22 protein-coding genes are annotated in these 22,483 nt (G+C 74.2%); 10 read left to right on the top strand and 12 right to left on the bottom strand.

The window, feature by feature from the left end:
• The first annotated feature begins 102 nt into the window (after positions 1–102).
• On the top strand, positions 103–288 hold the full coding sequence (locus Cs7R123_RS40275) for a hypothetical protein (protein WP_244872065.1): 186 nt from the start codon (positions 103–105) through the stop codon (positions 286–288).
• A gap of 35 nt (positions 289–323) precedes the next feature.
• Positions 324–890, top strand: coding sequence for a DinB family protein (locus tag Cs7R123_RS21520; protein WP_244872064.1), 567 nt, complete (start codon positions 324–326; stop codon positions 888–890).
• A gap of 3 nt (positions 891–893) precedes the next feature.
• Here Cs7R123_RS21520 and Cs7R123_RS21515 read toward each other — a convergent pair whose 3' ends face one another.
• The 7 genes from Cs7R123_RS21515 to Cs7R123_RS21485 form a co-directional block, all read right to left on the bottom strand.
• Positions 894–2,456 (bottom strand): phosphatidylserine/phosphatidylglycerophosphate/cardiolipin synthase family protein, encoded by a 1,563-nt coding sequence (locus Cs7R123_RS21515; RefSeq protein ID WP_212829512.1) that lies wholly within the window; start codon positions 2,454–2,456, stop codon positions 894–896.
• A 51-nt stretch (positions 2,457–2,507) separates the two neighbouring features.
• Complete coding sequence (locus Cs7R123_RS21510) at positions 2,508–3,461, bottom strand: sensor histidine kinase (RefSeq protein WP_212829511.1); 954 nt, start codon at positions 3,459–3,461, stop codon at positions 2,508–2,510.
• Entirely contained in the window at positions 3,458–4,291 is an 834-nt protein-coding gene (locus Cs7R123_RS21505; RefSeq protein WP_212829510.1) for an MEDS domain-containing protein, read from the bottom strand. Before Cs7R123_RS21505 ends, Cs7R123_RS21510 begins: the two co-directional genes overlap by 4 nt.
• A gap of 154 nt (positions 4,292–4,445) precedes the next feature.
• A complete protein-coding gene (locus Cs7R123_RS21500; protein ID WP_212829509.1) occupies positions 4,446–4,628 on the bottom strand; it encodes a DUF6767 domain-containing protein in 183 nt (60 codons plus the stop codon).
• A 130-nt stretch (positions 4,629–4,758) separates the two neighbouring features.
• Positions 4,759–5,295, bottom strand: a complete 537-nt coding sequence (locus Cs7R123_RS21495; RefSeq protein ID WP_212829508.1) for a barstar family protein — start codon at positions 5,293–5,295, stop codon at positions 4,759–4,761.
• Positions 5,296–5,327: 32 nt separating this feature from the next.
• Complete coding sequence (locus Cs7R123_RS21490; protein ID WP_212829507.1) at positions 5,328–6,065, bottom strand: HEAT repeat domain-containing protein; 738 nt, start codon at positions 6,063–6,065, stop codon at positions 5,328–5,330.
• A gap of 42 nt (positions 6,066–6,107) precedes the next feature.
• Positions 6,108–6,695, bottom strand: a complete 588-nt coding sequence (locus tag Cs7R123_RS21485) for a TetR/AcrR family transcriptional regulator (RefSeq protein ID WP_212829506.1) — start codon at positions 6,693–6,695, stop codon at positions 6,108–6,110.
• A 73-nt stretch (positions 6,696–6,768) separates the two neighbouring features.
• On the opposite strand from Cs7R123_RS21485, the gene Cs7R123_RS21480 reads away from it, so the two are divergent.
• The gene (locus Cs7R123_RS21480; RefSeq protein ID WP_212829505.1) at positions 6,769–7,569 is read left to right on the top strand and encodes an SDR family NAD(P)-dependent oxidoreductase; all 801 of its coding nucleotides are present in this window, start codon (positions 6,769–6,771) and stop codon (positions 7,567–7,569) included.
• Positions 7,570–7,623: 54 nt separating this feature from the next.
• Here the strand turns inward: Cs7R123_RS21480 and Cs7R123_RS21475 are convergent, their stop codons facing one another.
• The 3 genes from Cs7R123_RS21475 to Cs7R123_RS21465 form a co-directional block, all read right to left on the bottom strand.
• Entirely contained in the window at positions 7,624–8,598 is a 975-nt protein-coding gene (locus tag Cs7R123_RS21475; RefSeq protein WP_212829504.1) for an aldo/keto reductase, read from the bottom strand.
• Positions 8,599–8,731: 133 nt separating this feature from the next.
• On the bottom strand, positions 8,732–9,397 hold the full coding sequence (locus Cs7R123_RS21470) for a response regulator transcription factor (protein WP_212829503.1): 666 nt from the start codon (positions 9,395–9,397) through the stop codon (positions 8,732–8,734).
• Positions 9,394–10,680 carry a sensor histidine kinase gene (locus tag Cs7R123_RS21465; RefSeq protein WP_212829502.1) on the bottom strand — a complete coding sequence of 429 codons (1,287 nt, stop codon included), beginning with the start codon at positions 10,678–10,680 and terminating at the stop codon, positions 9,394–9,396. The genes Cs7R123_RS21470 and Cs7R123_RS21465 overlap by 4 nt, the downstream gene beginning before the upstream one ends.
• A 160-nt stretch (positions 10,681–10,840) precedes the next feature.
• Between Cs7R123_RS21465 and Cs7R123_RS21460 the strand changes: the two genes are divergently transcribed.
• Both Cs7R123_RS21460 and Cs7R123_RS21455 read left to right on the top strand, forming a co-directional pair.
• Positions 10,841–11,635 (top strand): ABC transporter ATP-binding protein, encoded by a 795-nt coding sequence (locus Cs7R123_RS21460; RefSeq protein WP_212829501.1) that lies wholly within the window; start codon positions 10,841–10,843, stop codon positions 11,633–11,635.
• An 11-nt stretch (positions 11,636–11,646) separates the two neighbouring features.
• The gene (locus tag Cs7R123_RS21455; protein WP_212829500.1) at positions 11,647–14,154 is read left to right on the top strand and encodes an ABC transporter permease; all 2,508 of its coding nucleotides are present in this window, start codon (positions 11,647–11,649) and stop codon (positions 14,152–14,154) included.
• 62 nt (positions 14,155–14,216) lie between these two features.
• On the opposite strand, the gene Cs7R123_RS21450 is transcribed toward Cs7R123_RS21455, so the two are convergent.
• Positions 14,217–14,858 (bottom strand): TetR family transcriptional regulator, encoded by a 642-nt coding sequence (locus Cs7R123_RS21450; protein WP_212829499.1) that lies wholly within the window; start codon positions 14,856–14,858, stop codon positions 14,217–14,219.
• A 138-nt stretch (positions 14,859–14,996) separates the two neighbouring features.
• Here Cs7R123_RS21450 and Cs7R123_RS21445 point away from each other — a divergent pair, with 138 nt between their 5' ends.
• Positions 14,997–16,736: a CocE/NonD family hydrolase gene (locus Cs7R123_RS21445; RefSeq protein ID WP_212829498.1), complete on the top strand. Its 1,740-nt coding sequence runs from the start codon at positions 14,997–14,999 to the stop codon at positions 16,734–16,736.
• A 154-nt stretch (positions 16,737–16,890) separates the two neighbouring features.
• Here the strand turns inward: Cs7R123_RS21445 and Cs7R123_RS21440 are convergent, their stop codons facing one another.
• Complete coding sequence (locus Cs7R123_RS21440) at positions 16,891–17,652, bottom strand: alpha/beta hydrolase (RefSeq protein ID WP_212829497.1); 762 nt, start codon at positions 17,650–17,652, stop codon at positions 16,891–16,893.
• Positions 17,653–17,775: 123 nt separating this feature from the next.
• Between Cs7R123_RS21440 and Cs7R123_RS21435 the strand changes: the two genes are divergently transcribed.
• From Cs7R123_RS21435 to Cs7R123_RS21420, 4 genes are all read left to right on the top strand, one after another.
• Positions 17,776–19,329, top strand: coding sequence for an NAD(P)/FAD-dependent oxidoreductase (locus tag Cs7R123_RS21435; RefSeq protein WP_212829496.1), 1,554 nt, complete (start codon positions 17,776–17,778; stop codon positions 19,327–19,329).
• Positions 19,326–20,132, top strand: a complete 807-nt coding sequence (locus tag Cs7R123_RS21430) for a fatty acid desaturase (protein ID WP_244872063.1) — start codon at positions 19,326–19,328, stop codon at positions 20,130–20,132. Before Cs7R123_RS21435 ends, Cs7R123_RS21430 begins: the two co-directional genes overlap by 4 nt.
• A gap of 1 nt (position 20,133) precedes the next feature.
• Positions 20,134–20,730 carry a TetR/AcrR family transcriptional regulator gene (locus tag Cs7R123_RS21425; protein WP_212829495.1) on the top strand — a complete coding sequence of 199 codons (597 nt, stop codon included), beginning with the start codon at positions 20,134–20,136 and terminating at the stop codon, positions 20,728–20,730.
• Positions 20,731–20,801: 71 nt separating this feature from the next.
• Positions 20,802–22,406 (top strand): PP2C family protein-serine/threonine phosphatase, encoded by a 1,605-nt coding sequence (locus tag Cs7R123_RS21420; protein ID WP_212829494.1) that lies wholly within the window; start codon positions 20,802–20,804, stop codon positions 22,404–22,406.
• Positions 22,407–22,483 lie beyond the last annotated feature (77 nt).

The following is a 22,483-nucleotide window of genomic DNA, read 5'->3' as shown; positions in this document are numbered from 1 at the left end:
CCCGCCGCTGCCGCCGCTGACGGCGACGATGTTTGCCCCGTGCCACGGCGGGAATGCCGATGCCGGGGCGGCGCCGTCGCCGCCCGTGGCCGAGGAGGCGACATGCAGCACGTGCGAGGCGACATGGCATTCGGCAGCGTGGTGGACCTGCCGGTCGACGCCGGACCGGCGCCGTTGGCCGAGCCGGTCTGCGACGGCTGCGGCCGGCCGTCACCGTGTGCGGCGGCCGAGCACGCCGTACGCGCGGAACTGGCGGCCGAATTCGCGTGGAGCTATGCGGGGCTGTGACCGCCACCCTGCACGACCGTGGAGAGGAGCCGGCGTTGACGCAGGTCGAAGCGGGCTATCCCGAGCCGCCCGCCGTCGGCGGCGAGGCCGAGACGCTGCTGGGCTCGCTGGAACGGCAGCGTGCCACCTTCGCGTGGAAATGCGCCGGTCTCGGCGAGCACGCGCTGCGGATGAGGGTCGGGGTCTCGCGGGTGACGCTCGGCGGGCTGCTCAAGCACCTGGCGTACCTGGAGGACCTCAACTTCACCTGCGGCCTGGCCGGCGGCGACCTGCCGAAACCGTGGCGCGACGTCGACTGGGCGGCCGAGCCCGGCTGGGACTGGCGCTCCGCCGGCCGCGACCAGCCCGCCGAGCTCTACGGGGTATGGGAGCAGGCGGTCGAGCGGTCGCGGCTGGCGGTCTCGCAGGTGCTGCTGTCCTTCGGGGTCGACGCCGTGTACACCGCACCCGGCGGTTCGCGGCTGACACTGCGCCGCCTGCTCGTCGACATGATCGAGGAGTACGCCCGGCACACCGGCCACGCCGACCTGCTCCGGGAGGCGGTCGACGGCCGCGTGGGCGAGGACCCGCCCGGCCCGGCGTACCCGTTCCAGATCGGCTAGCCGTCAGAACCGGTTGCGCATGCGCATCGTCCGGGGACGGCCGTCCGGGTCGCAGATCAGCTCGTAGATGATGCGAGCGGGAAGCCGCTGCCAGCCGCGCACCTTCGGCGGCTCGTAGCGGCGCAGCCGGGCACGCGGCCGGGGACCTGCGCCTCCCGCCGCGTGCCAGCCGTCGAGTTCCACGGCCGCCGCCGCGAACGCCTCGAAGGCCGCCTGGGCGTCGCCCAGCCGCGGATCGGGCGTGCCGTCACCGCCCAGATGCTCACTCATCAGCTCCAGGCGCAGGTCGCGGGCGTACGTCGGATCGGGTCCCTCGTCGACGACCGCGCACGTCAACTCGGAGTCGTAGGTCCACGACCGCAGGTTGAAATTGTCCGAGCCGACCGTGGCCCAGGCGTCGTCCACGATGCACGCCTTGGCGTGCACGTAGATCGGCGTACCGGCGGCGTTCTCCAGGCCGTAGACCGCGACCCGGTCGCCTCCCGCCCGGCCCAGGACCCGCATCGCCTGCTTGCGCCCCCACGACTCGGCCATGGCGATGGACGGCGAGGCGGCGTCGGGAGCCAGCGGCACGACGCAGATCAGGCGCAGGCGCGGGTTGGCGCGCAGGGCGCGGGCGAACGGCTGGATGACACGGGCCGACCACAGGTACTGATCCTCGACGTAGATCAGATCCTGCGCGCGGGCCAGCGCCTTGAGGTAACCCCGGGCGATGCTGCGCTCCCCACGCGGGGCGAACGGGTAGCGGCCAAGCTTCCGGCGCGGGTACGTGCGCAGCACCTGGACGCTGTGCGTCCCGCAGGCGGGCGGATCGGGCAGCTGCTCAGGCAGCGCCGGGGCCTCGGTCCGCAGCCGCGACAGCCGGTCGCGCAACCGGTCCAGCAGGTTCAGCGACAGGCGGCTCGGGTCGGCCCACCGCTCGCGGAAGACGTGCTCGACGTCGCCCACCGCCGGGCCGCGCAGCTCCAGCTGGATGTCGTGCCAGGGCGGGTTCGGGCCGTAGACCGCCGCCATCGGCGGGGCGAGCGGATCACCGCGGTGCTCGGCGTCGTCGTTGCGGCCCCGGGACAGGTCGATGCCGCCGACGTAGGCCACGTCGCGGTCCGGGCGGCCCTGGTGGCGTACCACGAACATCTTCTGGTGATGCGATCCGCCGAACCGCACCCGCATGTCCAGCAGCACGTGGGCGCCGGCGGCCTGCAACTGCTCGGCGAGCTGCCGGTTCTGCGGCGAGCTGAAGTGCAGCCAGTCGGGGTGCGAGCGCCACAGCAGCCCGTACACGCGCACGCCGCGCCGGGCGGCGTCGCCGAGCACCTTCGTGACCTGGGTGCGCGGCCCGTCCAGCCGCTCGTCGGGGTCGCCGCGCCAGTCGGTGAACATCACCACGTCGCCCGCCCGGGTCGCGGCCAGCACCTCGACCAGCTCGTGGAAGTAGGCCGCGCCGTGCACGAGGGGGCGGGCGCGGTTGCCCCGGGTCCAGGCCAGGCCGTCGGCGCGCCGCCGGTCGATGCCGGTGGCCGGGTTGCCGCGCTCGTCTGCGGACAGGAACCATAAGTCGGGGGTCACGGCAGCGACGGTAGCGGCATCGCCGCCCCGGCGGCGAGGCCGCGGTGCCGTTCAGGCGGGAGCGTCGCCCGCGATCAGCCGGATCGTGAACCCGTCGGGGCCGGTGCGCAGCGACACGTACGCGCACAGCTGGTGCGCCAGCCACAGTCCGAGCCCGCCCGGCCCGGCACCGGGCACCAGCCCGGCGGTCGGGTCGGCCGGACCCGGTCCCCGGTCGGCGACGGTCACGATGATCCGGCCGGGCGCCGCCCACGCGCTCAGCCGCACCGGCGCCCCGCCGTGCAGGCGGGCGTTGGTGACCGCCTCGCTGGTGCTGAGCAGCAGCCCGTCCAGGTCGTCGCCGGTGAGCCCGGCCGTGCGCTGCAACGCCGCCACCGAGTGCCGGGCCTGCGCGATCTCCGGATCGACCAGCCACAGCGCGGGCGGCCCGGCCTCCAACGGCTCCGTCCAGGACGCCACCGCCGTGGACAGGAACGTCCGCGGACTCTGGTACGTGCCGCTGGCCTCCCGCCGCCCGTCGGGGGTCACCACGTGGCTGTGGGTGCGCAGCGCGTCCTCGAGCACGTGCGCCGGGGCGGTCCGCGTGTCGTACGGGCACAGCCCGTACATCGGGAAGGCGTCGTAGACCTCGTTGGCGGCGGCCTCGTAGCGCGCCCACCACTCCCACGGCACGCCGACCCCGGGGTGCGGCACGTCCCCGGCGATGCGGATCTGCGCCGCCCCGGCGGCCACGTACTCGGCCAGCATCTGCTGGTGCCTGCGGATCGCCACGGCCGGGCGCAGGTAGTGCCCGTCGCCGTCGATGAAGACGACCCCGCTGCCCGGACCCAGCGCCTCGCGTACGAGATTCTGGTTCCGCTCGCCGAACAGGGACACGGCCGGCTCGCCGGCCGCCAGCCCGTCGCGCAGGAACGGCAGCACGACCGCGAGGAACTGCTCGTCGGAGCCGTAGAACGCCGCCTCGTGGAGGATGCCGTGGTGCCCGGCCGCCGGTCCCGATCTCATGACGCCGACACCCGCAGCTGCGGCAGGTCCAGCAGTTCGGTCAGCAGCCGGGTGGCGCCGCGGGCGGTGTGCAGCACCGCGGTGCCGCCCCGGGCCTGGACGTGCTCGGCGAGCCGCATGAGTCCTCGGTGGTCGATGAAGGTCAGGTGCCGGGCGTCGACGGAGATCTCGCCCCCGGCCGGTGCCGCGTCGGCGTGTTCGAGTGCCGTCCGGAGCAGCGCGTGCCCGGCCAGGTCGACCTCGCCCGCCAGGACCATGTCGATCCCGGGCTGGTCGGACGCGAACAGCCGCAGCGGGGCCGACGAGCTCCTGGCCAGCGGATGCATGCAGGCCAGCTCGGCGATGGCGGCCGGGTCCAGCCGACCGCGGTGGTAGCCGCACATCGCGGCGAACGGATGGCGGGTCATGTACACGTCGACCAGGTGCTCGTAGCGGGCGAACGCCGACCGGTCGGCCGGGGTGCGCACGAGCGGGGTGGCGTCGGCAGCCACCCGCAGGCCGGTGTAACCGGCCGCGAGTGCCTGCTCGGTGGCCTGCGCGTAGGCGCGCACCTGCGCGCGGGGCTCGGCCAGCAGGCTGCGGTCGTAGATGCTCAGGTCCTGCACCCTGGCCGCGCCGCTGGCCCGGGCGGCGGCGAACCCGCCGAACCCGTCGAGCTCGGCCGCACCGGCGGACTCGGCGAGGTAGACGACCTGCTGGCCCGCGGCGAGGCCGTCGGCGAGAAAACGGGCGGCCAGCGTCCGGAATTCGTCGTGTGTGTCGAACGCCCAGCAGAGGTGGTCGCTGCGGCCCAGGCCGTCGACCGCGTCAACGAACCCGCTCTGGCGCATTCGCCGAAACTACCACGGCCGGGTCCTGTGGGCATCGCCGCAGCTCAGAAGCCAGATCTGGGCGTATGCGGCCACTGGCGCCGGTGGCGGCACGACCCGGTAGGCCATGGTCGCCACGACGGTGTTTCGCGGTCCGCGTCCGGCCCCGGATGGTTCAGCCCTGGGTGCGTCGCAGCCCCTCACGCAGTTCGTCGTCGGACATCACGAGGTACACCACCGGGCAGTCCTCGGGGCCGGTCACGTCGAGCTGGCACAGCGTGCACGGCTGGCCGGGCCGGAGCGGGCAGCGCGCGTCGGGTCGGGTCCTCACCGCGGTCCGGGTCGATGCAGCGGGCATGTCCACCAGCCTCGCACCTGGCCCGGCCCCGCGTACGGGCCGAAGGTCCCGAGTCCGCCGCGACGTCCATCACCGAGGGCGTGCGGACGAGCACACCTCATCGGCAGGCGGTGGCGCGGCTCACGGCCGGTCAGTCGGCGCGGCGTCGGGAGTCCAGCCACTCGGCCCCGTTCCACATGACGGGGGAGGCGCCGACGGGCTCGAACCGGATCTGCGGATCGTCGCTTTGCACCAGGCACATGAGGCGCCGGCCGAACAGCAGCGCGCTGCGGGAGTGGGCCGCCATGAGGTCGAGGACGCTCTGCGCGGTCTCCGGCGACCTGGCGGCGAAGGCGTCATACCCGGTGAAGACGAGGGCGAGGCCGGTGGTGCCCGGCGCCCACCCGTAGCCCTGGTCGACGACGTCGCGCAGGCAGTCGTTGAGGGCGTTCAGGTTGCCGCCGTAGTAGTCCGGGAAGTCGAGCGCGGCGGCGATGTCGCGATGCAGATCCCGATCCGATGACCAGCGCGCGGCGTCGACGCGCGTCACCTGGTAGCCGTGGGCTTCCAGCCAGGTCAGCGTGTCGTGCAGCACCTGCGGGCGCCAGAACAGCGTCACCGGGCTGTTCCTCATCAAACGGAACGCGAGATCCTGGCGCAGGTCCGCATTCGGGTCGAAGGCCGCCATGACAGGGACGTTAGCCCAGGTCGGCGAGCGCGTCACGCGTCTGGGAGCAGCGTCTGCAGGCGCTCCCGCAGTCGCCGGGCTTCGCGACCTCGGTACGAGCCCAGCACGCTCTCCAGGGTCTCGCGCACCTCCGGGTCGGGATGGTCGACCAGGTACGCCAGTTCCTCGGCGCCGCCCCTCCGGCCCCGGCCCAGCTCCCACAGCACGTCGACGATCTCGTCTGCGTCCGTCGCGGCCCGCAGCCGCGCCATCAGCTCGTTCTTCGGGGTGGGCGGCTCGTCGTAGGGATAGCGGCGGCGCAGCCTGGCCACGTTGGGCGTGCCGGGCTGGACGCAGGCTGGGCAGGTGCACGGCCGCCTGCCGTGGGCTCCGGGCAGGTAGCGCCAGCCGACACCCTGCGGGACGGTGCGGATCCGCCGCACCTCGGCAGCCGTGACCGCGCGAGGCAGGAACACCTCGTAGCCACGGGGGTCGTCCAGGGCGCGGATCGCCGCGACCGCCTGCGCGGCGGTGGCCACCCGCGTCGCGGCACCGTAGTGCCCGAACGTCACCGGCTCGTCGTCGGGCAGCCGCAGGTGGACCGCGACCAGCACGCCCGGGTGCCAGCGCCGCAGCTCACGTGCCCACTGGTGGGTGAGGGTGAACGACGCCAGCACCGGCATGCAGTACACGCCACGCGCCCCGGCGGGTCCCCGGCTGCGGGCGGCGACGCCCGTGCGCTCGATGCGCCGTCCAGACGCCGCCGTGGTGATGTGTACGAACTCCGCCATGCCCGGGATGCTATCCAGCGGGTCGTCGGCGCCGCCCTCGGATTACGGCGACGGCGTCGCGGGCGGCTCGGTGACCGCCGCCAGCATGCGGGTGAGGTGTGCGGTCAGCGCCGCCGGGTCGGCGTCGCGCAGTGCGGGTGTGCCGATGATCCGGCGCATCAGCCATGTCCCGGCGATGAGGGCCAGTCCCAGCTCTGCCCGTTCCTGCGGGTGCGGGCCCTGGAGGGCGTCGGTGAACCGGGCGCCGACGTGCTTCTCGACGGCGGCCTGGATGATCTCGGCGGCGCGCGGGTCGGCCGCCGACCTGAGCATCAGCGCGAACGGCCCGAGCTCATCGGTGTCCGGCGCGGTGCGGGCGACCAGGGCTTCCGCCGTCTCGGCCGCGAGGTCGCGGGCATCCTGCGGGACCACGGTCGGCTGCGCGAACGAGACGTCGACGACTTCGGCGAACAGGCCTTCCTTGGAGCCGAAGTACCGGTTGACGAGCATGGCCGTAACCCCGGCGTTCGCCGCTATCTCCCGCACGCCCACCCCGGTGTAGCCGTGCCTGGTGAACGCGGTGACCGCCGCGTCGAGGATCGCCTGGCGGGTATTCCCGGCGTGGCGCCGCCTGTTCGTGGCAAGGGTCATAGCCAATAAGTCTACAGGTGGCAACCTCGCGGCGTAGTCTACGTGTGTAGACAAAACGCGTTAAGGAGTTCTCATGGATCTGCAACTGGCAGGACGCCGCGCACTCGTCACCGGGTCGACGTCCGGACTGGGCGAGGCCATCGCCCGGCTGCTCGCGGCCGAAGGCGCGCAGGTGGTCGTCCACGGCCGCAGCGCCGCACGCGCGCGGGCGGTGGCCGACTCGATCACCGGCGGTGGGGGCAGCGCCTCGATCGCCCTCGGCGACCTCGCCACCGACGAGGGCGCCGACCAGGCAGCCCAGGACGCCCTGGCCGGTGGCCCCGTCGACATCCTGGTCAACAACGCCGGGGCGTACGAGCACCTCGACTGGTCCGCCGCCCGCCCCGACATCTGGCTGGACACCTACAACGTCAACGTCGTCTCCGGCGTACGGATGATCCAGCGCCTCGTCCCGGCGATGCGCGAGCGGGACTACGGGCGGGTCGTCACCATCGGCGGCGGTCTGGGCCTCCAGCCGTTCGGCAACCACCCGCACTACAACGCGTCCCTGGCCGCCCGGCACAACCTGGCGGTCTCCCTCGCCCGCGACCTGGCGGGCACGGGCGTCACCTCCAACGTCGTGTCGCCCGGGGCGATCCTCGTCCCGGCCGTTCAGGACTTCCTGACCAAGCTCGCGCCGGACCGCGGCTGGGGCGGGACCTGGGAGGAGATCGAACACAACTCGGTCCGGGAGATCGTGCCCAACGACCGCGTGCGCTACGGCAGGCCGGACGAGATCGCCGCGGCGGTGGCGTACCTGTGCAGCACCTACGCCGACTACGTCAGCGGGGCCACGATCCGGGTCGACGGAGGCACCGTCCGCGGCGCCTTCTGACACCCGGCCGCCGCCGTCCGCTCCGGCGGGCGGCGGCCGGCGTATGTCGCGGGGTCAGCGGGGCGTCGGGGTGCGCTGCTCGATCAGGTTGCGCCGCTTAAGATCGGCCCACAGCGCGGCGGGGATCGGATGGTTGAACATCGCGATGTCGTCTTCGAGCTGCTCGGGTGACTTCGCGCCGACCAGCACCGTCGCCACCGCCGGGTGCCCCAGCGGGAACTGCAGGGCCGCGGCGCGCAGCGGGACGGCGTACAGGTCGCACACCCGGCGGATCGCCTCGACCCGCTCCCGCACGTACGCGGGCCGGTCGGTGGCGGGCGCCCCGGCCAGCAGGCCCCGGTGCAGCACCCCGGCCGCCATCACCCCGATGCCCCACGCGGCGCAGCGGGGCAGCAGCAGGTCCAGTCCGGACTGGTCGAGCAGGGTGTAGCGCCCGGCGAGCAGGAAGCAGTCGAACCCGGGGTCCTGCTGGTCGCTGCGCCGCCCGATCGCGGCGTACTCGGCCAGCAGGCCGGTGTGGTCGGCGCTGGCGCTGATCGCGCCGATCGTCCCGGCCGCCCGCAGCTGGACCAGGGCCTTGTATCCGCCGCGCAGCGCCTCGTCGGCGCGGCGCACCGGGTCGTGCAGGTGCACCACGTCGAGCCGCTCCACGCTGAGCCGGTGCATGCTCTGCTCCAGGCTGCGGTGCACGCCGTCGTAACTGAAGTCGAACTGCGGTCCGGGGCTGGGGTCGCCGAGCCACAGGTAGGCGCCGCCCGGCTCGTTCTGCCGCCCGACCTTGGTGGTCAGCACGTAGTCCTCGCGCGGCCGGTCGGCCAGGGCGCGGCCGGTGTGGCGTTCGGCGCTGCCGTCGCCGTACTCGGGGGCGGTGTCGAACAGCCGCAGGCCGCGCTGCCAGGCATGGTCGATGACGGCGGCGGCCCCGTCGGCGCGGCCGAGGGCCAGGCGCCCGACCGCGGCCAGGTTGAGGCCCATCCGTGTCACCTGGAGCCCGCTGCGTCCCAGGCGCACCCGGTGGCGGTGGTTCACGCCGTGCCTCCCGTCCTGGACTGCCTCGCGGCGGTGCCGCCGACCTCCAGCATGCAGGCTACGGCGCCAGGCGCAATACGTCGCGATAGGCCGAGTCACGTGTGGCCGGGCTCGCACCGCCGTCGCGGCCGCGTCAGCGCGGGTGCGGGCCGGGGTCCAGGCGGGCGTCGTGCACCAGGATCGCGGCCTGGACCCGGTTGGCCAGGCCCAGTTTGGCCAGCGCCCGGCTCACGTGCGCCTTCACCGTCGCCTCGGCCATGTCCAGCTCGCGGGCGATCTCCGCGTTGGACAGCCCCCGCGCCACCGCCCGCACCACGTCGCGCTCGCGGTCGGTCAGCACCGCGAGCCGGGCCCGTGCCTGGTCGGTCACTGACGGGCCCCGCTGCGCGAACGAGCTGATCAGCCGCCGGGTCACCGTCGGCGACAGCATCGCGTTGCCCGCCGCGACGGTGCGGACGGCCTCGGCCAGGTCGCGCGGGGGAGTGTCCTTGAGCAGGAAGCCGACCGCCCCGGCGCGCAGCGCCGCGTGCACGTACTCGTCCAGGTCGAACGTGGTCAGCATGATGACCCGGGGCGGTTCGGGCAGCTGCGCCACGGCGGCGGCGCCGGTCAGCCCGTCGGTGCCGGGCATGCGTACGTCCATCAGCACCACGTCGGGGCGGTGCCGCCTGGCCGCGTCCACGGCCTCGGCGCCGTCGCGGGCCTCGGCGACCACCGCGATGTCGCCCGCCGCCTCCAGGATCATCCGCAGGCCGGAGCGCACCAGCGCCTCGTCGTCGACCACCAGCACCCGGATCATGCGGGCTCCTTCCGTTCGGCGACCGGTTCCGGCGGGTCGGCCGGGATGCGGGCGTACAGGGTGAACCCGCCGTCCAGCCGCGGCCGCGCGTCGACGCTGCCGCCCGCGAGCGCGACCCGCTCGCCCAGCCCGACCAGCCCCAGCCCGCTGTCGGGATGCGCCGGGACCGGGTGCGACGGCGCGGCGTTGTCGACCGTCACCACCAGCTCGTGCGGCTCGTGGCGCAGCGTGACCGTGGTCGGGACCGGCCCGGCGTGCTTGGCCACGTTCGTCAGCGCCTCCTGCACCACCCGGTACGCGGTGCGCTGCGCCGACGGCGACACCTGCTGCGGCCGCCCCTCGTCGATCCGCCGCACCGGCAGCCCCGCCGCGCGGCTGGACTCCAGCAGCCGGTCCAGGTCCGCCAGCGTCGGCTGCGGGGCCAGGTCGGTGCCCTCGGCGCCGCCGGGCGCGCGCAGCATCCCGAGAACCTCCCGCAGCTCCTGCATCGCCTCCCGGCCGGTGGTGCGGATCAGCGCGGCCTCCTCGGCGGTACGCGGATCGGCGGTGCTCACCTCCAGCGCCCCCGCGTGCAGCACCATCAGCGCCACCCGGTGCGCGACGACGTCGTGCATCTCGCGGGCGATGCGGCGGCGCTCCTCGGCGCGGGCGTGCTCGGCGCGCTCGTGCTGCTCGCGCTCCAGCCGTTCGGCCCGTTCCCGCAGCTGGGCGAGGACCTGGCGGCGGGCGCGCACCCACAGCCCGAACACGAACGGCAGCACCACGGTCATCGCGACCCAGCCCAGGCCGGTGAGCACGCCGCCCAGGAGCAGGCCGCCGGTCATACCCTCGTAGAGCAGGTCGCTGTGCATCGCGCTCCAGCCCACCGGCACCCCGACCAGCGGCACCGCGACCAGGAAGAACGGCCAGGCCCGCCCCGCCCGCTGCGGCGGCCCCGGCCGGCCCGCCCCGGCGTAGTACGAGGCGACGAACACCGCCGCGCCCATCGCCAGGGCCAGGTAGGCGACCAGCGAGCTGACGAACAGCGGCCACCGCCACCGGCGCACCAGCGTCGCGCTGACGGCGCAGGCCAGCACGCAGGCGGCCACCAGCCACTGGGGCGAGTCGTGGACCCGGCTGTCGAACAGGTACAGCGCCGGGCGGAAGGGCGAGACGAACGAGCCCACGAACACGGCGAAGCCCAGAGCGAGCGGGAACAGCCGGTGCGCGATCCGGCGCGGCAGGCGGCCCGGTTGCAGCCACGACGGCAGGCCCGGCACCGCCTCCGCCCTGACCCGCTCCATCGCCCGCTCCCGTCCACGCCGACCGTTCGCCCCCGAGCCTAGGCAGGCCCGGCGCCGGGCCGGACACTACTTCCGTCGACCCGACCCGCTACTTAAGTAGCAGGGCGAGATCGACTCTCGCCGGACGGCAGGACCGCCGCGGGGCGGCAGCGTGGGCGCCATGACCAGTTTCGAAGCCGCGGTGAGCGCGGAAGACCTGACCAAACGGTACGGCTCGGGCGACGCCCAGGTGGTCGCGCTGGACGCGGTGACCGTCGCGTTCGGCCGCGGCGAACTCACCGCGATCATGGGCCCGTCCGGGTCCGGCAAGTCGACCCTGATGCACTGCCTGGCGGGTCTGGACACCCCGACCGGCGGCCAGGTGTGGCTGCACGGCTCCCGCCACGGCAGCCCCGACCGGGTGGAGCTGAGCGGCCTGCGCGACGACGCGCTGACCGCGCTGCGCCGCGACCGGATGGGCTTCGTGTTCCAGGCGTTCAACCTGCTGCCCACCCTGACCGCCTGGGAGAACATCACCCTGCCGCTGGAACTGGCCGGGCGTCGCCCCGACCGGGCCTTCGCCGACACCGTGATCGACGCCGTCGGCCTGCGCGACCGGCTGCACCACCGCCCGTCGCAGCTGTCCGGCGGCCAGCAGCAGCGGGTCGCCTGCGCCCGCGCCCTGGTCAGCCGCCCCGACGTCGTGTTCGCCGACGAACCCACCGGGGCGCTGGACTCCCGCACCGGCGCCGAGGTGCTGGGGTTCCTGCGCCGCAGCGTCGACGAGCTCGGCCAGACCGTCGTCATGGTCACCCACGACCCGGTCGCGGCCGGGTACGCCGACCGGGTGCTGTTCCTGGCCGACGGCGTCATCGTCGACGAACTGCGCGACGCCTCCGCCGACCGGGTCCTGGACCGGGTCCGGTCCCTGGAGTCGGCCGCTCGGGGCCGTACGAGCGTCGGGGCGGGTGCCTGATGCTGCGGGCGATGCTGCGCGATCTGCGCGCACACCTGGGCCGGGTCGCGATGACCCTGGCCGCGATCGTGCTCGGGGTGGGCTTCGTCGTCGCCACCTGGGTGGTGTCGGACTCCGCCGCCGCCACCGTCCGCGGCGGCGGGCAGCGCACCGACCTGGCCGCCCTCGTGGAAAGTGACGCATCCCGAACGGGGATAACCGAGCAGGCCGTCGCCCGGCTGGCGGCCCTGCCCGGCGTGACCCGCGCCGAGGGCGTACGCACCGGCTACGCCGCCCTGGTCCGCGCCGACGGCAAGCTCGGCACCACCACCTGGCCCGACGCGGGCGGCACCGACTGGGACGGCTCGCAGCGCTTCGCGCTCACCGCCGGGCGCGGCCCCGAGCGCTCCGGCGAGGTCGCGCTGGAGCAGCAGGCCGCGACCGACGCCGGGGTGGGCCTCGGCGGCACGGCCCGCATCCTGCTCACCGACGGCCGCAACGACACCGCGACCGTGGTCGGGCTGTTCACCTACCGTCCCGCCGGGCGCGAACTCGACCCCGGGGTCGCGTACGACCCCGACACCGCCGCCCGGCTGCTGCACCGCCGGGACGAGGCACCCGGGACCGCGCCCGGCTTCGCCCGCGTCGAGGTGTCCAGCCCCGACGAGCCCGCCGTCCTGGCCGCCGTACGGGCCGAGCTCGGCTCCGGCTTCGAGGTGCGCTCCGGCAGCGAGCTGCGTACGCAGCTGGAGAAGTCCGCAGACAGCGACGCCGACATCATCCGCAAGGCGCTGCTCGCGTTCGCGGCCGTGGCCCTGATGGCCGGGGTGTTCGTCATCGCCAACACCTTCACCATGCTGGTCACCCAGCGCACCCGCCAGTTCGCGCTGCTGCGCGCGGTCGGGGCGCGCCGGGCCCAGGTCCGCCGGGCCGTGCTCGCCGAAGCGCTCGTGCTCGGCCTGGTCGGGTCGACGCTCGGGGTCGGCCTCGGTGTCGGGCTGGGCCTGCTGGCGATGCGGGTGCTGCCGGTCGCCGACACGGTGCGCTACGCCGTGTCGCCGTGGGCGATCCTGCTCGGCTACGCCGTCGGCGTCGTCGTGACAATGGTGTCGGCCTACGGGTCGGCCCGCCGCGCCGCCCGGGTGTCGCCCATGGCCGCGCTGCGCACCGACGCCGCCGTCCCGCGCCGCTCGCTGGTCCTGGGCACCGTCCTCGGCCTGCTCGCCGTCGGGGCGGGCGTCGCGCTGATCGCGACGACGAGCGCCGAGACGCTGGACGAACCGGCCCGCGTCCAGGCGATGGCCGGGGCGGTGCTCGCCTGGGTCGGGCTGCTGCTGATGGCACCGGTCCTGGTCGCGGGCGTGCTGCGGCCGCTGTCGCGGCTGCTCGGCAGGCGGGGCGGGCCGGTCACCCGGATCGCGCTGCGCAACGCCGTACGCGACCCGCGCCGCACCGCCGCCACCGCGTCCGCACTGATGATCGGCCTGTCGCTGGTCAGCGCGTTCGCGACCGTCGGCCAGACCCTCGCCTCCGGTCTCACCGACGAGGTGCGTGCCGCGGTGCCGCAGGAGGCGGTCGTGCTGCGCGCGGCGGCGTTCGGGATCCTCGACGACTCCGCCCGCACCACCGCTGCGGCGGTGCCCGGCCTCGGTGCGCTGGCCGCGCCGCAGCTCGGCAGCGCACAGCTGGTGCCCGCGAGCGGCCGGCCGCTGGAGGTCGACGTCACCGCCCTCGACCCCGCCGCCCTGGGCACGGCACTGCGGCCGCAGCTGGTCTCGGGCCGGGCCGACCTGCGCGGCGGCATCCTGCTCGACCAGCAGCGCGCGGCCGAAGCCGGGCTCGGCGTCGGCGACTCGGTCCGGCTCCGGTTCACCACCCCCGACAGCGCGGGCAACCCGGCCCACGTCGAGGTCCAGACCACCGTCGCGGGCCTGCACCACGGCACCGACCTGCTGCGCGGCGTCGTGCTCGACCGGTCCGAGCTGCCCGCCGGACTCGACACCTACACCGACACGATGGTCGCCGTCGGCGCCGACCCGGCCGCACTGCGCACCGCCCTGGACCGGGCGTTCGCCCAGCGGCCCGACGTGGTGGTGATGGACCGCGACCAGCTGCTCGACGAGGTGCTGCGACCGTTCAACCTGGTCCTCGGCCTGGTGTACGTGCTGCTCGGCGCCGCCGTGGTGATCGCGGTGTTCGGCGTCGTGAACACCCTGGCGCTGTCGGTGCTGGAACGCACCCGCGAGCTGGGCGTGTTCCGGGCGCTGGGCGCGTCCCGGCCGCTGGTGCGCCGCACCGTACGCCGCGAGAGCGTGGTCATCTGCCTGTACGGCGGCCTGCTCGGCATCGCGGTCGGCGTGCTGCTGGGCGGGGTGATGCAGTACGTCATCCTGGCCAACCCGGTGTTCTCGATGTCTGTCCCGTGGCCGACCGCCGGTGTGGCGCTGGCGGGCATGGCGCTGGTCGGCGTGCTGGCCGCGCTGTGGCCGGCCCGCCGCGCGGCCCGCGCCGACATCCTCGCCGCGATCGCCTCGCAGTGACCCGCCGCCCGCAGTTCCCGCAGGTGCCGACAAGCCTGCGGGGCTGCGGGCCGCCTCGGCCGTCAGACAGGGTGCCGGTGTCCGGGCGCAGGCCCGACCAGGATGAGCTGGATGGCCGGGGCGACGGTGGCCACGATCTGCTCGGTGTCCGCGGCGGCCAGCACGGGCACGCCGATGACGCGCCGGCTGGTGATGATGCCGACCAGCATCGCCGAGGCCAGCCCGACGCGCAGCATCGCGTCCTGCTCGTCGTGGCGGGTCCCGCCGGTGATCCCGTGGCGCAGCCGGGACTCGATGAAGTCGCGTAGCTGCGCACTGGCGTCCTCGTTGACGATCGCGCCGCGCAGCATCGCCATCAGGGGCTCGGACTCCTCGGCGACCTCCTCCCACGCGGCCAGGTAGGCCCGGACCACCCGCTCGCCCAGGTGCTCGTCGGGCCCTTCGAACGCGGTGTCGAAGCGCCTGACCGCCGAGGCGGGGATGGCTCTCACCGCGGCGAACAGCTCGTCCTTGGTGCCGAAGAACTGCATCACCTGGGAGGCGTCGACTCCCGCGTCGGCGGCGACGCGCCGGATCGTGGTCGCGGCGAAGCCGTCGGTGGCGAAGCGCACCCGTGCCGCGTCGAGCACCGCCTGGCGGGTGCTGGCGGAGCCGGACCGGCGCCCCCGCCGGGCCTTGGGCGTCGGTTCCTGGGGTGCGGTCACCGGCCGAATGTAACCCAGCACCCATTTCTCAACAAGCGTTTATATTTTTTCTCAACAGGTGTTTATATTTGACGGGTCCAGACCTAGGGTCGTGACCACGTCCGAGCCCGCTGGGGCCACCCGCTGAAGGAGTCCGCGATGAGCAGTGACTTGACGATGTACACCGCTTCCGGGCCGCTGCCCGCCGCCCGCACCGGGGTGCTGACCGGCTTCGCACCGGGCACCCAGACGCTGGAGGCCGGTTTCCGGATCGCCCCCCAGTTCCGGGACCTGCCGGTCGACGTCGTGCTGGATAAGGACGTCGCGGTCACCCTGCGCGACGGCGTGACGATCCACGTCGACGTCTTCCGGCCCGCCGGGGACGAGCAGGTGCCGGTGATCGTGGCGTGGAGCCCGTACGGCAAGGGCCAGGGCACCTCGGCCAGTGTGATGGGCGTCTTCGGTCTCGTCGGGCTGAGCAACCAGACCGTCTCCGGACTGGCGAAGTTCGAGGCACCCGACCCGGCGTACTGGTGCGCCCAGGGCTACGCGGTCTGCAACCCGGACGTGCGCGGAGTCGTCGACTCCGACGGCGACAGCGTGCTGTGGGACCGCCAGGAGGGCCGGGACTGCTACGACCTCGTCGAATGGCTGGCCGTCCAGCCGTGGTGCACCGGCAAGGTCGGCATGAGCGGCACCTCCTACCTCGCGGTCGCGCAGTGGTTCACCGCCGCCGAGCAGCCGCCGCACCTGGCGGCGATCAACCCGTGGGAGGGCGTCAGCGACGTCTACCGGGACCTGGTGCTGCGGGGCGGGATGCCCGACACCGGGTTCGCCGCGCAGTTGCAGCACGGGAGCTTCTTCGGCCGCAGCCGCAAGGAGGACGTCCTGGCCGAGGCCGAGCGCTACCCGCTGATGAACGAGCTGTGGGCCGACAAGATCCCGGAGTTCGACCGGATCGCCGTGCCCGCCTACGTGGTAGCCAGCTACTCCAACACGCTGCACACCGCCGGCACGTTCCGCGCCTGGCGGCGCATGGCCTCGCCGGACAAGTGGCTGCGCATCCACAACAGCCAGGAGTGGCCCGACTACTACGACGCGGCGAACGTCGAGGACCTGCGCCGCTTCTTCGACCACTACCTCAAGGGCGTCGACAACGGCTGGGAGCAGACGCCGCACGTCCGCTACTCCGTGCTCGACCTGCGCGGCGGCGACGAGGTCGGCGTGCCCGCCGACACGTTTCCGCCCGAAGGCACCGTCTCGCAGCGGTTCTACCTCGACGCCCGATCCCGCTCGCTGAGCGTCACGGCCCCGTCCGAGCAGGCCGAGGCGGCGTACACGGCGGACGCCAACCCGGGCGCGGTCTCCTTCATCACCCGGTTCGACGTCGAGACCGTGCTGGTCGGCTACCCCAAGGCGCACCTGTGGGTGGAGGCGCGCGACGCCGACGACATGGACCTGTTCGTCCTGGTGCAGAAACTCGACGCGTACGGCACACCCCTGGCCGCCTTCACGGTGCCCAACCAGAGCGCGATGGCCCACGACCTGACCGACCACGGCGCGACCATCCTGCGCTACAAGGGCTCCGACGGCCGGCTGCGCGTCTCGGCGCGCCACCTCGACCCGGCCCTGTCGACCGATGACGTCCCGGCGCACACCTTCGACCGCGTCGAGAAGCTGTCCGCAGGGCAGATCGTCGACATCGAGATCGACCTGCTGCCCGTCGGCCTGAGGTTCAGCCCGGGGGAGCAGCTGCGGTTCATCGTCAGCGCCCGCAACCTGCTGGGCACGATGATGCCCGGCATCCGGGAGTACGTCGGCGCCAACAGCGGCCGGCACGTCATCCACACCGGCGCAGCGACCCCGTCCTACCTCCAGCTGCCGGTCCGGACGCGCTGACCGCAGCCGCCGTCGGCGCCCCAGCGGGGGCCGACCTCGTCCGCGACGTCACACGTGTGGGGTTGTGGCCACAACCCCACACGTGTGAGCCGGACACTGCGAGGCCGGCCGGCCGGACGCGGCGCGGCTCGGTCCGACGGGCGGCGGCTCGGGCTCAGGACTGCCCGGCCGCGGTGGCCGACACCGGGTCGGTCAGGAAGGCCAGGACGATGTCGTCCAGGTCGCCGCCGAGCAGGGACACGCCGTGGTCGGCGCTGGAGCGGATGATCAGCCGCTTGTGCGTGGAGACCGACAGGCTGTACAGCTCCCTGGCGTGGTCGGGGAAGGTGCCGTCGAGGTCCCCGGCGGCGAAGATGGTGGGCACGGCCAGCGTCTTCACGGCGGTCGTGGCGTTGGCGTCGTACACGGTCGGCGCGGACAGGGCGATCACGCCGTCCACGGGCGGCGTGGTGGCTGCTGCCGCGGCCAGGGCGATGGTGCCGCCGCGCGATGCTCCGAGGACGAACACCCGCTTGGCGCCTTCGGCTCGCAGGTGGGCGATCGCGGCCTGGGCGACCTCCACGGCGTCGCGGGAGGTGATGTCCGGCGCCAGCGTCCGGTAACCCTTCTGCGCCAGGACCAGCGCGTACGGGTACCACTGGCACATCGTGCCGTCGACCTGGTGCAGCAGCACCACGCCGGTGTCGCCGCTGCCCGCCTCGATCGCGGCGGTCATGTTCTGCCCAGCGCCGGTGACGACGACGAGCGGCCCGCGGTCGGCCAGGCAGTCCGCGTCGGCGGTGTCGATGACCTGCTGCCGCGCGGCCGCGGCCGGATCCGTCGGCTGCGCCGATCCCGGGCCGCCGCACCCGGCGGCTGCGGTCAGTGCCCCGGCCAGCAGAAGGCTGGCGATCAGGGCCTGCCGGACAGGGATCAAGACGTTTCTCATGCGCATCGAAACGCCCGAGCCGACCGGTCCGGTTGCCGGGCGGCGCGGTGTCCGCGGCCGGAAGCCGTTGTGCCCGTTGACGGGAGGCGGGAACGACTCTAATTTGAACGTATGTTCAGAACAGATGTTCAGAACCTCGTCCCGGCGGGCACCCGCCCGCCGCGCGCCCTGCCGCGGCGCTGCGACGTCGCAGTCATCGGCGGCGGCATGTCCGGCATGGCCACCGCCCTGCGCCTGCAGGCCGACGGACTGTCCACCGTGGTCTTCGAAGCCCACGGCCACGCGGGCGGCTGCGCGGGCTACTACCGCCACCGCGGCTTCTCCTTCGACGTCGGCGCCACCACCCTGGTCGACTTCGCCCCCGGCGGCGTCGGCGCCGAACTGCTCGACGCCACCGGCCTGACCGGCCTGGACGGCCACGACCTGCCCGGATACGTCGCCTGGCTGCCCGACCGCACCGTCACCCTGCACCGCGACCCGGCCCGCTGGCACGCCGAGCGGCTGCGCGCCCTCGGCGACACCCGCGCCCACCGCCGCTTCTGGGCCGGGCTCGACCACCTGGCGCACGTGTTCTGGTCGGCCAGCCGCGCCGGCATCCGCCTGCCCGTACGCACCCCCGCCGACGCCCTGCACGACCTGCGCGCCGTCGGCCTGCGCCATTGGCCGCTGGCCCGGCACCTGAACCGGACGCTGGGCGACGAGCTGCGCCGCCACGGCCTGCGCGGGCAGGACAGCCTCGTCGCACTGCTCGGCATGCTCGTGGAGGACACGGTGCACAGCGCCGTCGACCGGGCGCCGCTGATCAACGCGGCGCTCGGCGTCACGATCCGGGGCGCGGGCCTGAGCCGCCACCGGGGCGGCATGCACGGCTTCTGGCGCCGCCTGGTCGCCCACTACCGCAGCCTCGGCGGCGACCTGCGCACCGGCTGCCGCGTCGAGCAGGTCACCGGCCGGGCGGGCGCGTTCGCGGTGCACACCCCGCGCGGCACCGTCACCGCCGCGACCGTCGTCAGCGCCGTCCCGGCCCAGCTGACCGCCGCGCTCGCGCCGCCGGAGGTGGCCGCCGGGCTCGGGCCGTACCTGCGGCGCGACGAACCCGACCTGGGCGGGGCGGTCGTGGTGTTCCTCGGGGTGCCCGAGGACGAGGTGGCCGAGCACGAGTTCACCCACCACCAGCTGCTGCACGACTACGCGCGGCCGCTGGGGGAGGGCAACAACATGTTCGTGTCGGTGTCCGGCCCCGGCGACCTCGACAGCGCCCCACCCGGCCACCGCGCCGTGATGATCTCCACGCACACCGAGCTGGGCGACTGGGCCGGGCTGTCCGAAGCCGACTACGCGGTGCGCAAGGAGGAGATCGGGCGGCGGCTGATCGGGTATGCCCGGCGCGCCTACCCGAGGCTGGGGGAGCGGGCCGTGGTGTGCCAGGTGGGCACGCCGCGCAGCTACCAGCGGTTCACCGGGCGGCCAGGAGGGGCGGTCGGGGGCGTACGGCAGACGCCGGCCAACACCAACCAGCACGCCCTGGGCCACCGCAGCGCCCTGCCCGGGTTCTGGCTCGTCGGCGACAGCACCTGGCCCGGTCTGGGGACCGTCGCCTGCGTGCTGGGCAGCCGGATCGTCGCCGACGGCGTGCGGCGCGACACCGCGGCGGTGGCCCGGTGAGCGCCCCGGGGCTGCCGAGCCTGGCCGAGGTCGGCGCCGACCTGCTGCCCGTGACGGGGCGGCGGCGCTGGCTGGCGCTGCTGCGGCCGTACGCCGGAGTCGGGCTGTTCGTGCTCGCGGCCTGGCGCGGCTGGTGGTGGCTGACCCCGCTGCTGGTGTTCGGGGTGTTCGTCGCGGTCGTGACCGTCACCCACGACGTGGTGCACCGCAGCCTCGGGCTGACCGCGCGCCAGACCGAGTGGGCGCTGTTCGCGATGGGCGTGGTGCTGCTGGAGAGCGGCCACGCCTACCGCGACACCCACCTGCAGCACCACCGCCTGTTCCCGTCCGACGACGACCCCGAGGGCTACCCGGCCAGGCTGACCCTGCTCGGCGCGATCGCGTACGGGCCGGTGTTCCTCGGGCGGCTGTGGTGGTGGGCGTTCCGCCGCGCCGCGGGGGACGCGCGCCGCCGCGCGTGGCTGCTGGTCGAGGCGGTGATGCCGGTCGCGGTGCTGGCCGGCGGGGTGCTGCTGTGGCCGTACACCCCGGGCCTGCTCGTCTACGCGGTGATGGCGGTCGTCGGCAGCTGGGTGTATCCGCTGCTGACCGTCTACCTGCCGCACCACCGGTACGGCGACGACCCGCTGACCCAGACGCGTACGCTGCGCGGCAGGATCATCCCCGCCGTCTTCCTGGAACTGACCTACCACCTGGAGCACCACCTGTACCCGCAGATCCCCAGCCACCGCCTGCCCGAACTGGCCCGCCGCCTCGATCCGCACCTCGCGCGCGCCGGGGTCAGGCCGGTCCGGGTGATCTGAGGTGCCCCGCGCCGACACCCGCGCCCGTGTCCTGCGGGCGGCCGTCACCACCCTGGCCGCCGAGGGATACGGGCGCACCACCGCCCGCGCGATCGCCCGCACCGGCGGGTTCGCGCCCGGCGTCATCTACTACCACTTCGCCGACCTCGACGACCTGCTCGTGGCGACCGCCCAGTTCACCAGCGACGCCCGGCTGGCCCGCTACCGGGCCGAGCTGGCCGGGGCGGCCTCCTTCGCCGACGTGCTGGAACGCCTGCGGCGGCTGTACGCCGAGGACGGCGCCGAGGGGCACATCGCGGCGGTGCAGGAGCTGGTCGCGGCCGCCAACAGCAACCCGCGGCTGGCCGAGCAGGTGCGCGTCCAGACCGCGGTCTGGCAGGACTTCGCCGCCGACACCATCGAGGGCCTGCTGGCGGGGACGCCGCTGGCCGAGGTGATTCCGGTGCGAGAGCTCGCCACGGCCGCGGTCGCCATGTACCTGGGCATGGAACTGCTGTCGCACCTGCACGCCAACCGGCTCGGCCCCGAGGCCCTGTTCGACGCGTCTCAGCGGTTCGCCCCGCTGCTGGACAGCCTGCGCCCCGATACCGACTCCTAGCCGCCGAATGCGGGCGGCGTCCCGGATGGTCTCCTAAGATCGATTCGTGAGGGTCGTGCCTGGTGGTCGCCGTGTTCCGTGACGCCGGCCGTCTGCTCCACAGCTATGAGCGGGTCGACTGGGCGGCGACCCCGCTCGGACCACCGGAGCAGTGGGGCCCGACGCTGCGTACGGCGCTCAGCATCACCCTCAACAGCCGCTTCCCGGTGACCCTGCTCTGGGGGCCGCAGTACGTGCTGCTCTACAACGAGGCGTACGTCGAGCTGATCGCGGGCAAGCACCCGGCGGCGCTGGGCCGCCCCGCCGAGCACGTGTTCCCGGAGGCCTGGGATGTGATCGGCCCGCTGCTGGACTCCGTACGCGAGGGCGGCGGCCCGGTGCTGATGCAGGATGTGCGGCTGGACCTGCACCGGCACGGCTTCCTGGAGGAGTGCCACTTCACCTTCGCGTACTCGGCGGTGCGTGGGGCGGGCGGCGTGATCGAGGGCGTCATCGACATCACCGAGGAGGCGACGGGCCGGGTCGTGACCAGGCGCAGGCTGGAGGCTCTGGGCCGACTGGCACAGACGCTGGCCGAACTCGACGACGTGGAGCTGCTGTCGGAGCGGGTCGCGGCGGCGCTGGAACCCGCGGCGGCGGACGTGTCGGACGTGCGCGTCCACCGGCTGCCCGACGGCCACGACGGCCACGACGGCCACGACGGCCACGACGGCCACGACGGCCACGACGTCAAGCGTGACGACCTGACCGTCCTGCGTACTGCCGACGGGCCGCTGGTGCGGGTGCCGCTGCCCGCCGTCGGTGACCCGCCGGTGGAGTTCGTGCTTTCGGCGTGCCTGAGCGACGCGCTGGCGGTGGACGACGGCTACCGCACCTTTCTGCGGCTGGTGGGGTCCACCACCGCCGAGGCCGTCGCCCGCATCGCCGGGCACCAGGCCGAGCGGCGGGTCGCGGAGCTGGAGCGCAAGATGTCCGAGACGCTCCAGCTGAGCCTGCTGACCGAGCCGGCCGTGGACGACCGGGTGGAGATCGCCGTCCGCTACCGGCCCGCGGCCGAGCGGGCGCACGTCGGCGGTGACTGGTACGACTCGTTCGCCCTGCCCGACGGGCAGCTGACCGTGGCGATCGGCGACGTCAGCGGGCACGACCGGCGGGCGGCCGCCGAGATGGCGCAGATCCGCAACCTGCTGCGGGGTATCGCCTTCACGGTCCAGTCGCCGCCGTCGGCGATCCTGTCCGCGCTGGACCGGGCGATGGCCGTGCTCGGCCCCCGCACCATGGCCACCGTGCTGCTGGCCCAGCTGGAGCCGGTGCGGGACGGGGTCCGGGTGCTGCGCTGGGCCAACGCCGGGCACCCGCCCCCGGTGCTGCTGCTGCCCTCCGGGCAGGCCCACGCGCTGGCGGCGCGGCCGGAGCCGCTGGTGGGCTTCGTGAGCACCGTGGCCCGGCACGACCACACGGTCGAGCTGCCGCCGGGCGCGGCGCTCGTGCTGTTCACCGACGGTCTGGTGGAGCGCCGCCTACCCGACCGCACCCACTCGCCGGAGCACCTGCTGGAAGCGGTCACCGATCGCCAGGACCTGTCCGCCGAGGACCTCTGCGACGAGATCCTGGACCGGTTCGGCGACCGGCTCGAAGACGACGTGGCCCTGACCGTCGTCCGTATCGCCCGGTGACGGCGGCGCGACCGCGCCGACCCGCCGACCCCGATCCGGGCTGAGCCCGTTCTCCGGATCTGCCGGACCGGCCCGAC

The sequence above is a fragment of the Catellatospora sp. TT07R-123 genome (genome assembly GCF_018327705.1).
Classification (GTDB): Bacteria; Actinomycetota; Actinomycetes; order Mycobacteriales; family Micromonosporaceae; genus Catellatospora.
The sequence above is the reverse complement of the archived record's forward strand: the minus strand, read 5'-3'. Positions and strand labels throughout refer to the sequence as shown.

What these genes read in the sequence shown, in the direction of transcription:
- Cs7R123_RS40275 (WP_244872065.1), top strand. Translation starts at nt 103, where the DNA reads ATGCAGCACGTGCGAGGCGACATGGCATTCGGCAGCGTGGTGGACCTG.
- Cs7R123_RS21510 (WP_212829511.1), bottom strand. Translation starts at nt 3,461, where the DNA reads ATGAGATCGGGACCGGCGGCCGGGCACCACGGCATCCTCCACGAGGCG.
- Cs7R123_RS21505 (WP_212829510.1), bottom strand. Translation starts at nt 4,291, where the DNA reads ATGCGCCAGAGCGGGTTCGTTGACGCGGTCGACGGCCTGGGCCGCAGC.
- Cs7R123_RS21500 (WP_212829509.1), bottom strand. Translation starts at nt 4,628, where the DNA reads ATGCCCGCTGCATCGACCCGGACCGCGGTGAGGACCCGACCCGACGCG.
- Cs7R123_RS21495 (WP_212829508.1), bottom strand. Translation starts at nt 5,295, where the DNA reads ATGGCGGCCTTCGACCCGAATGCGGACCTGCGCCAGGATCTCGCGTTC.
- Cs7R123_RS21490 (WP_212829507.1), bottom strand. Translation starts at nt 6,065, where the DNA reads ATGGCGGAGTTCGTACACATCACCACGGCGGCGTCTGGACGGCGCATC.
- Cs7R123_RS21485 (WP_212829506.1), bottom strand. Translation starts at nt 6,695, where the DNA reads ATGACCCTTGCCACGAACAGGCGGCGCCACGCCGGGAATACCCGCCAG.
- Cs7R123_RS21480 (WP_212829505.1), top strand. Translation starts at nt 6,769, where the DNA reads ATGGATCTGCAACTGGCAGGACGCCGCGCACTCGTCACCGGGTCGACG.
- Cs7R123_RS21470 (WP_212829503.1), bottom strand. Translation starts at nt 9,397, where the DNA reads ATGATCCGGGTGCTGGTGGTCGACGACGAGGCGCTGGTGCGCTCCGGC.
- Cs7R123_RS21465 (WP_212829502.1), bottom strand. Translation starts at nt 10,680, where the DNA reads ATGGAGCGGGTCAGGGCGGAGGCGGTGCCGGGCCTGCCGTCGTGGCTG.
- Cs7R123_RS21460 (WP_212829501.1), top strand. Translation starts at nt 10,841, where the DNA reads ATGACCAGTTTCGAAGCCGCGGTGAGCGCGGAAGACCTGACCAAACGG.
- Cs7R123_RS21455 (WP_212829500.1), top strand. Translation starts at nt 11,647, where the DNA reads ATGCTGCGCGATCTGCGCGCACACCTGGGCCGGGTCGCGATGACCCTG.
- Cs7R123_RS21445 (WP_212829498.1), top strand. Translation starts at nt 14,997, where the DNA reads ATGAGCAGTGACTTGACGATGTACACCGCTTCCGGGCCGCTGCCCGCC.
- Cs7R123_RS21435 (WP_212829496.1), top strand. Translation starts at nt 17,776, where the DNA reads ATGTTCAGAACAGATGTTCAGAACCTCGTCCCGGCGGGCACCCGCCCG.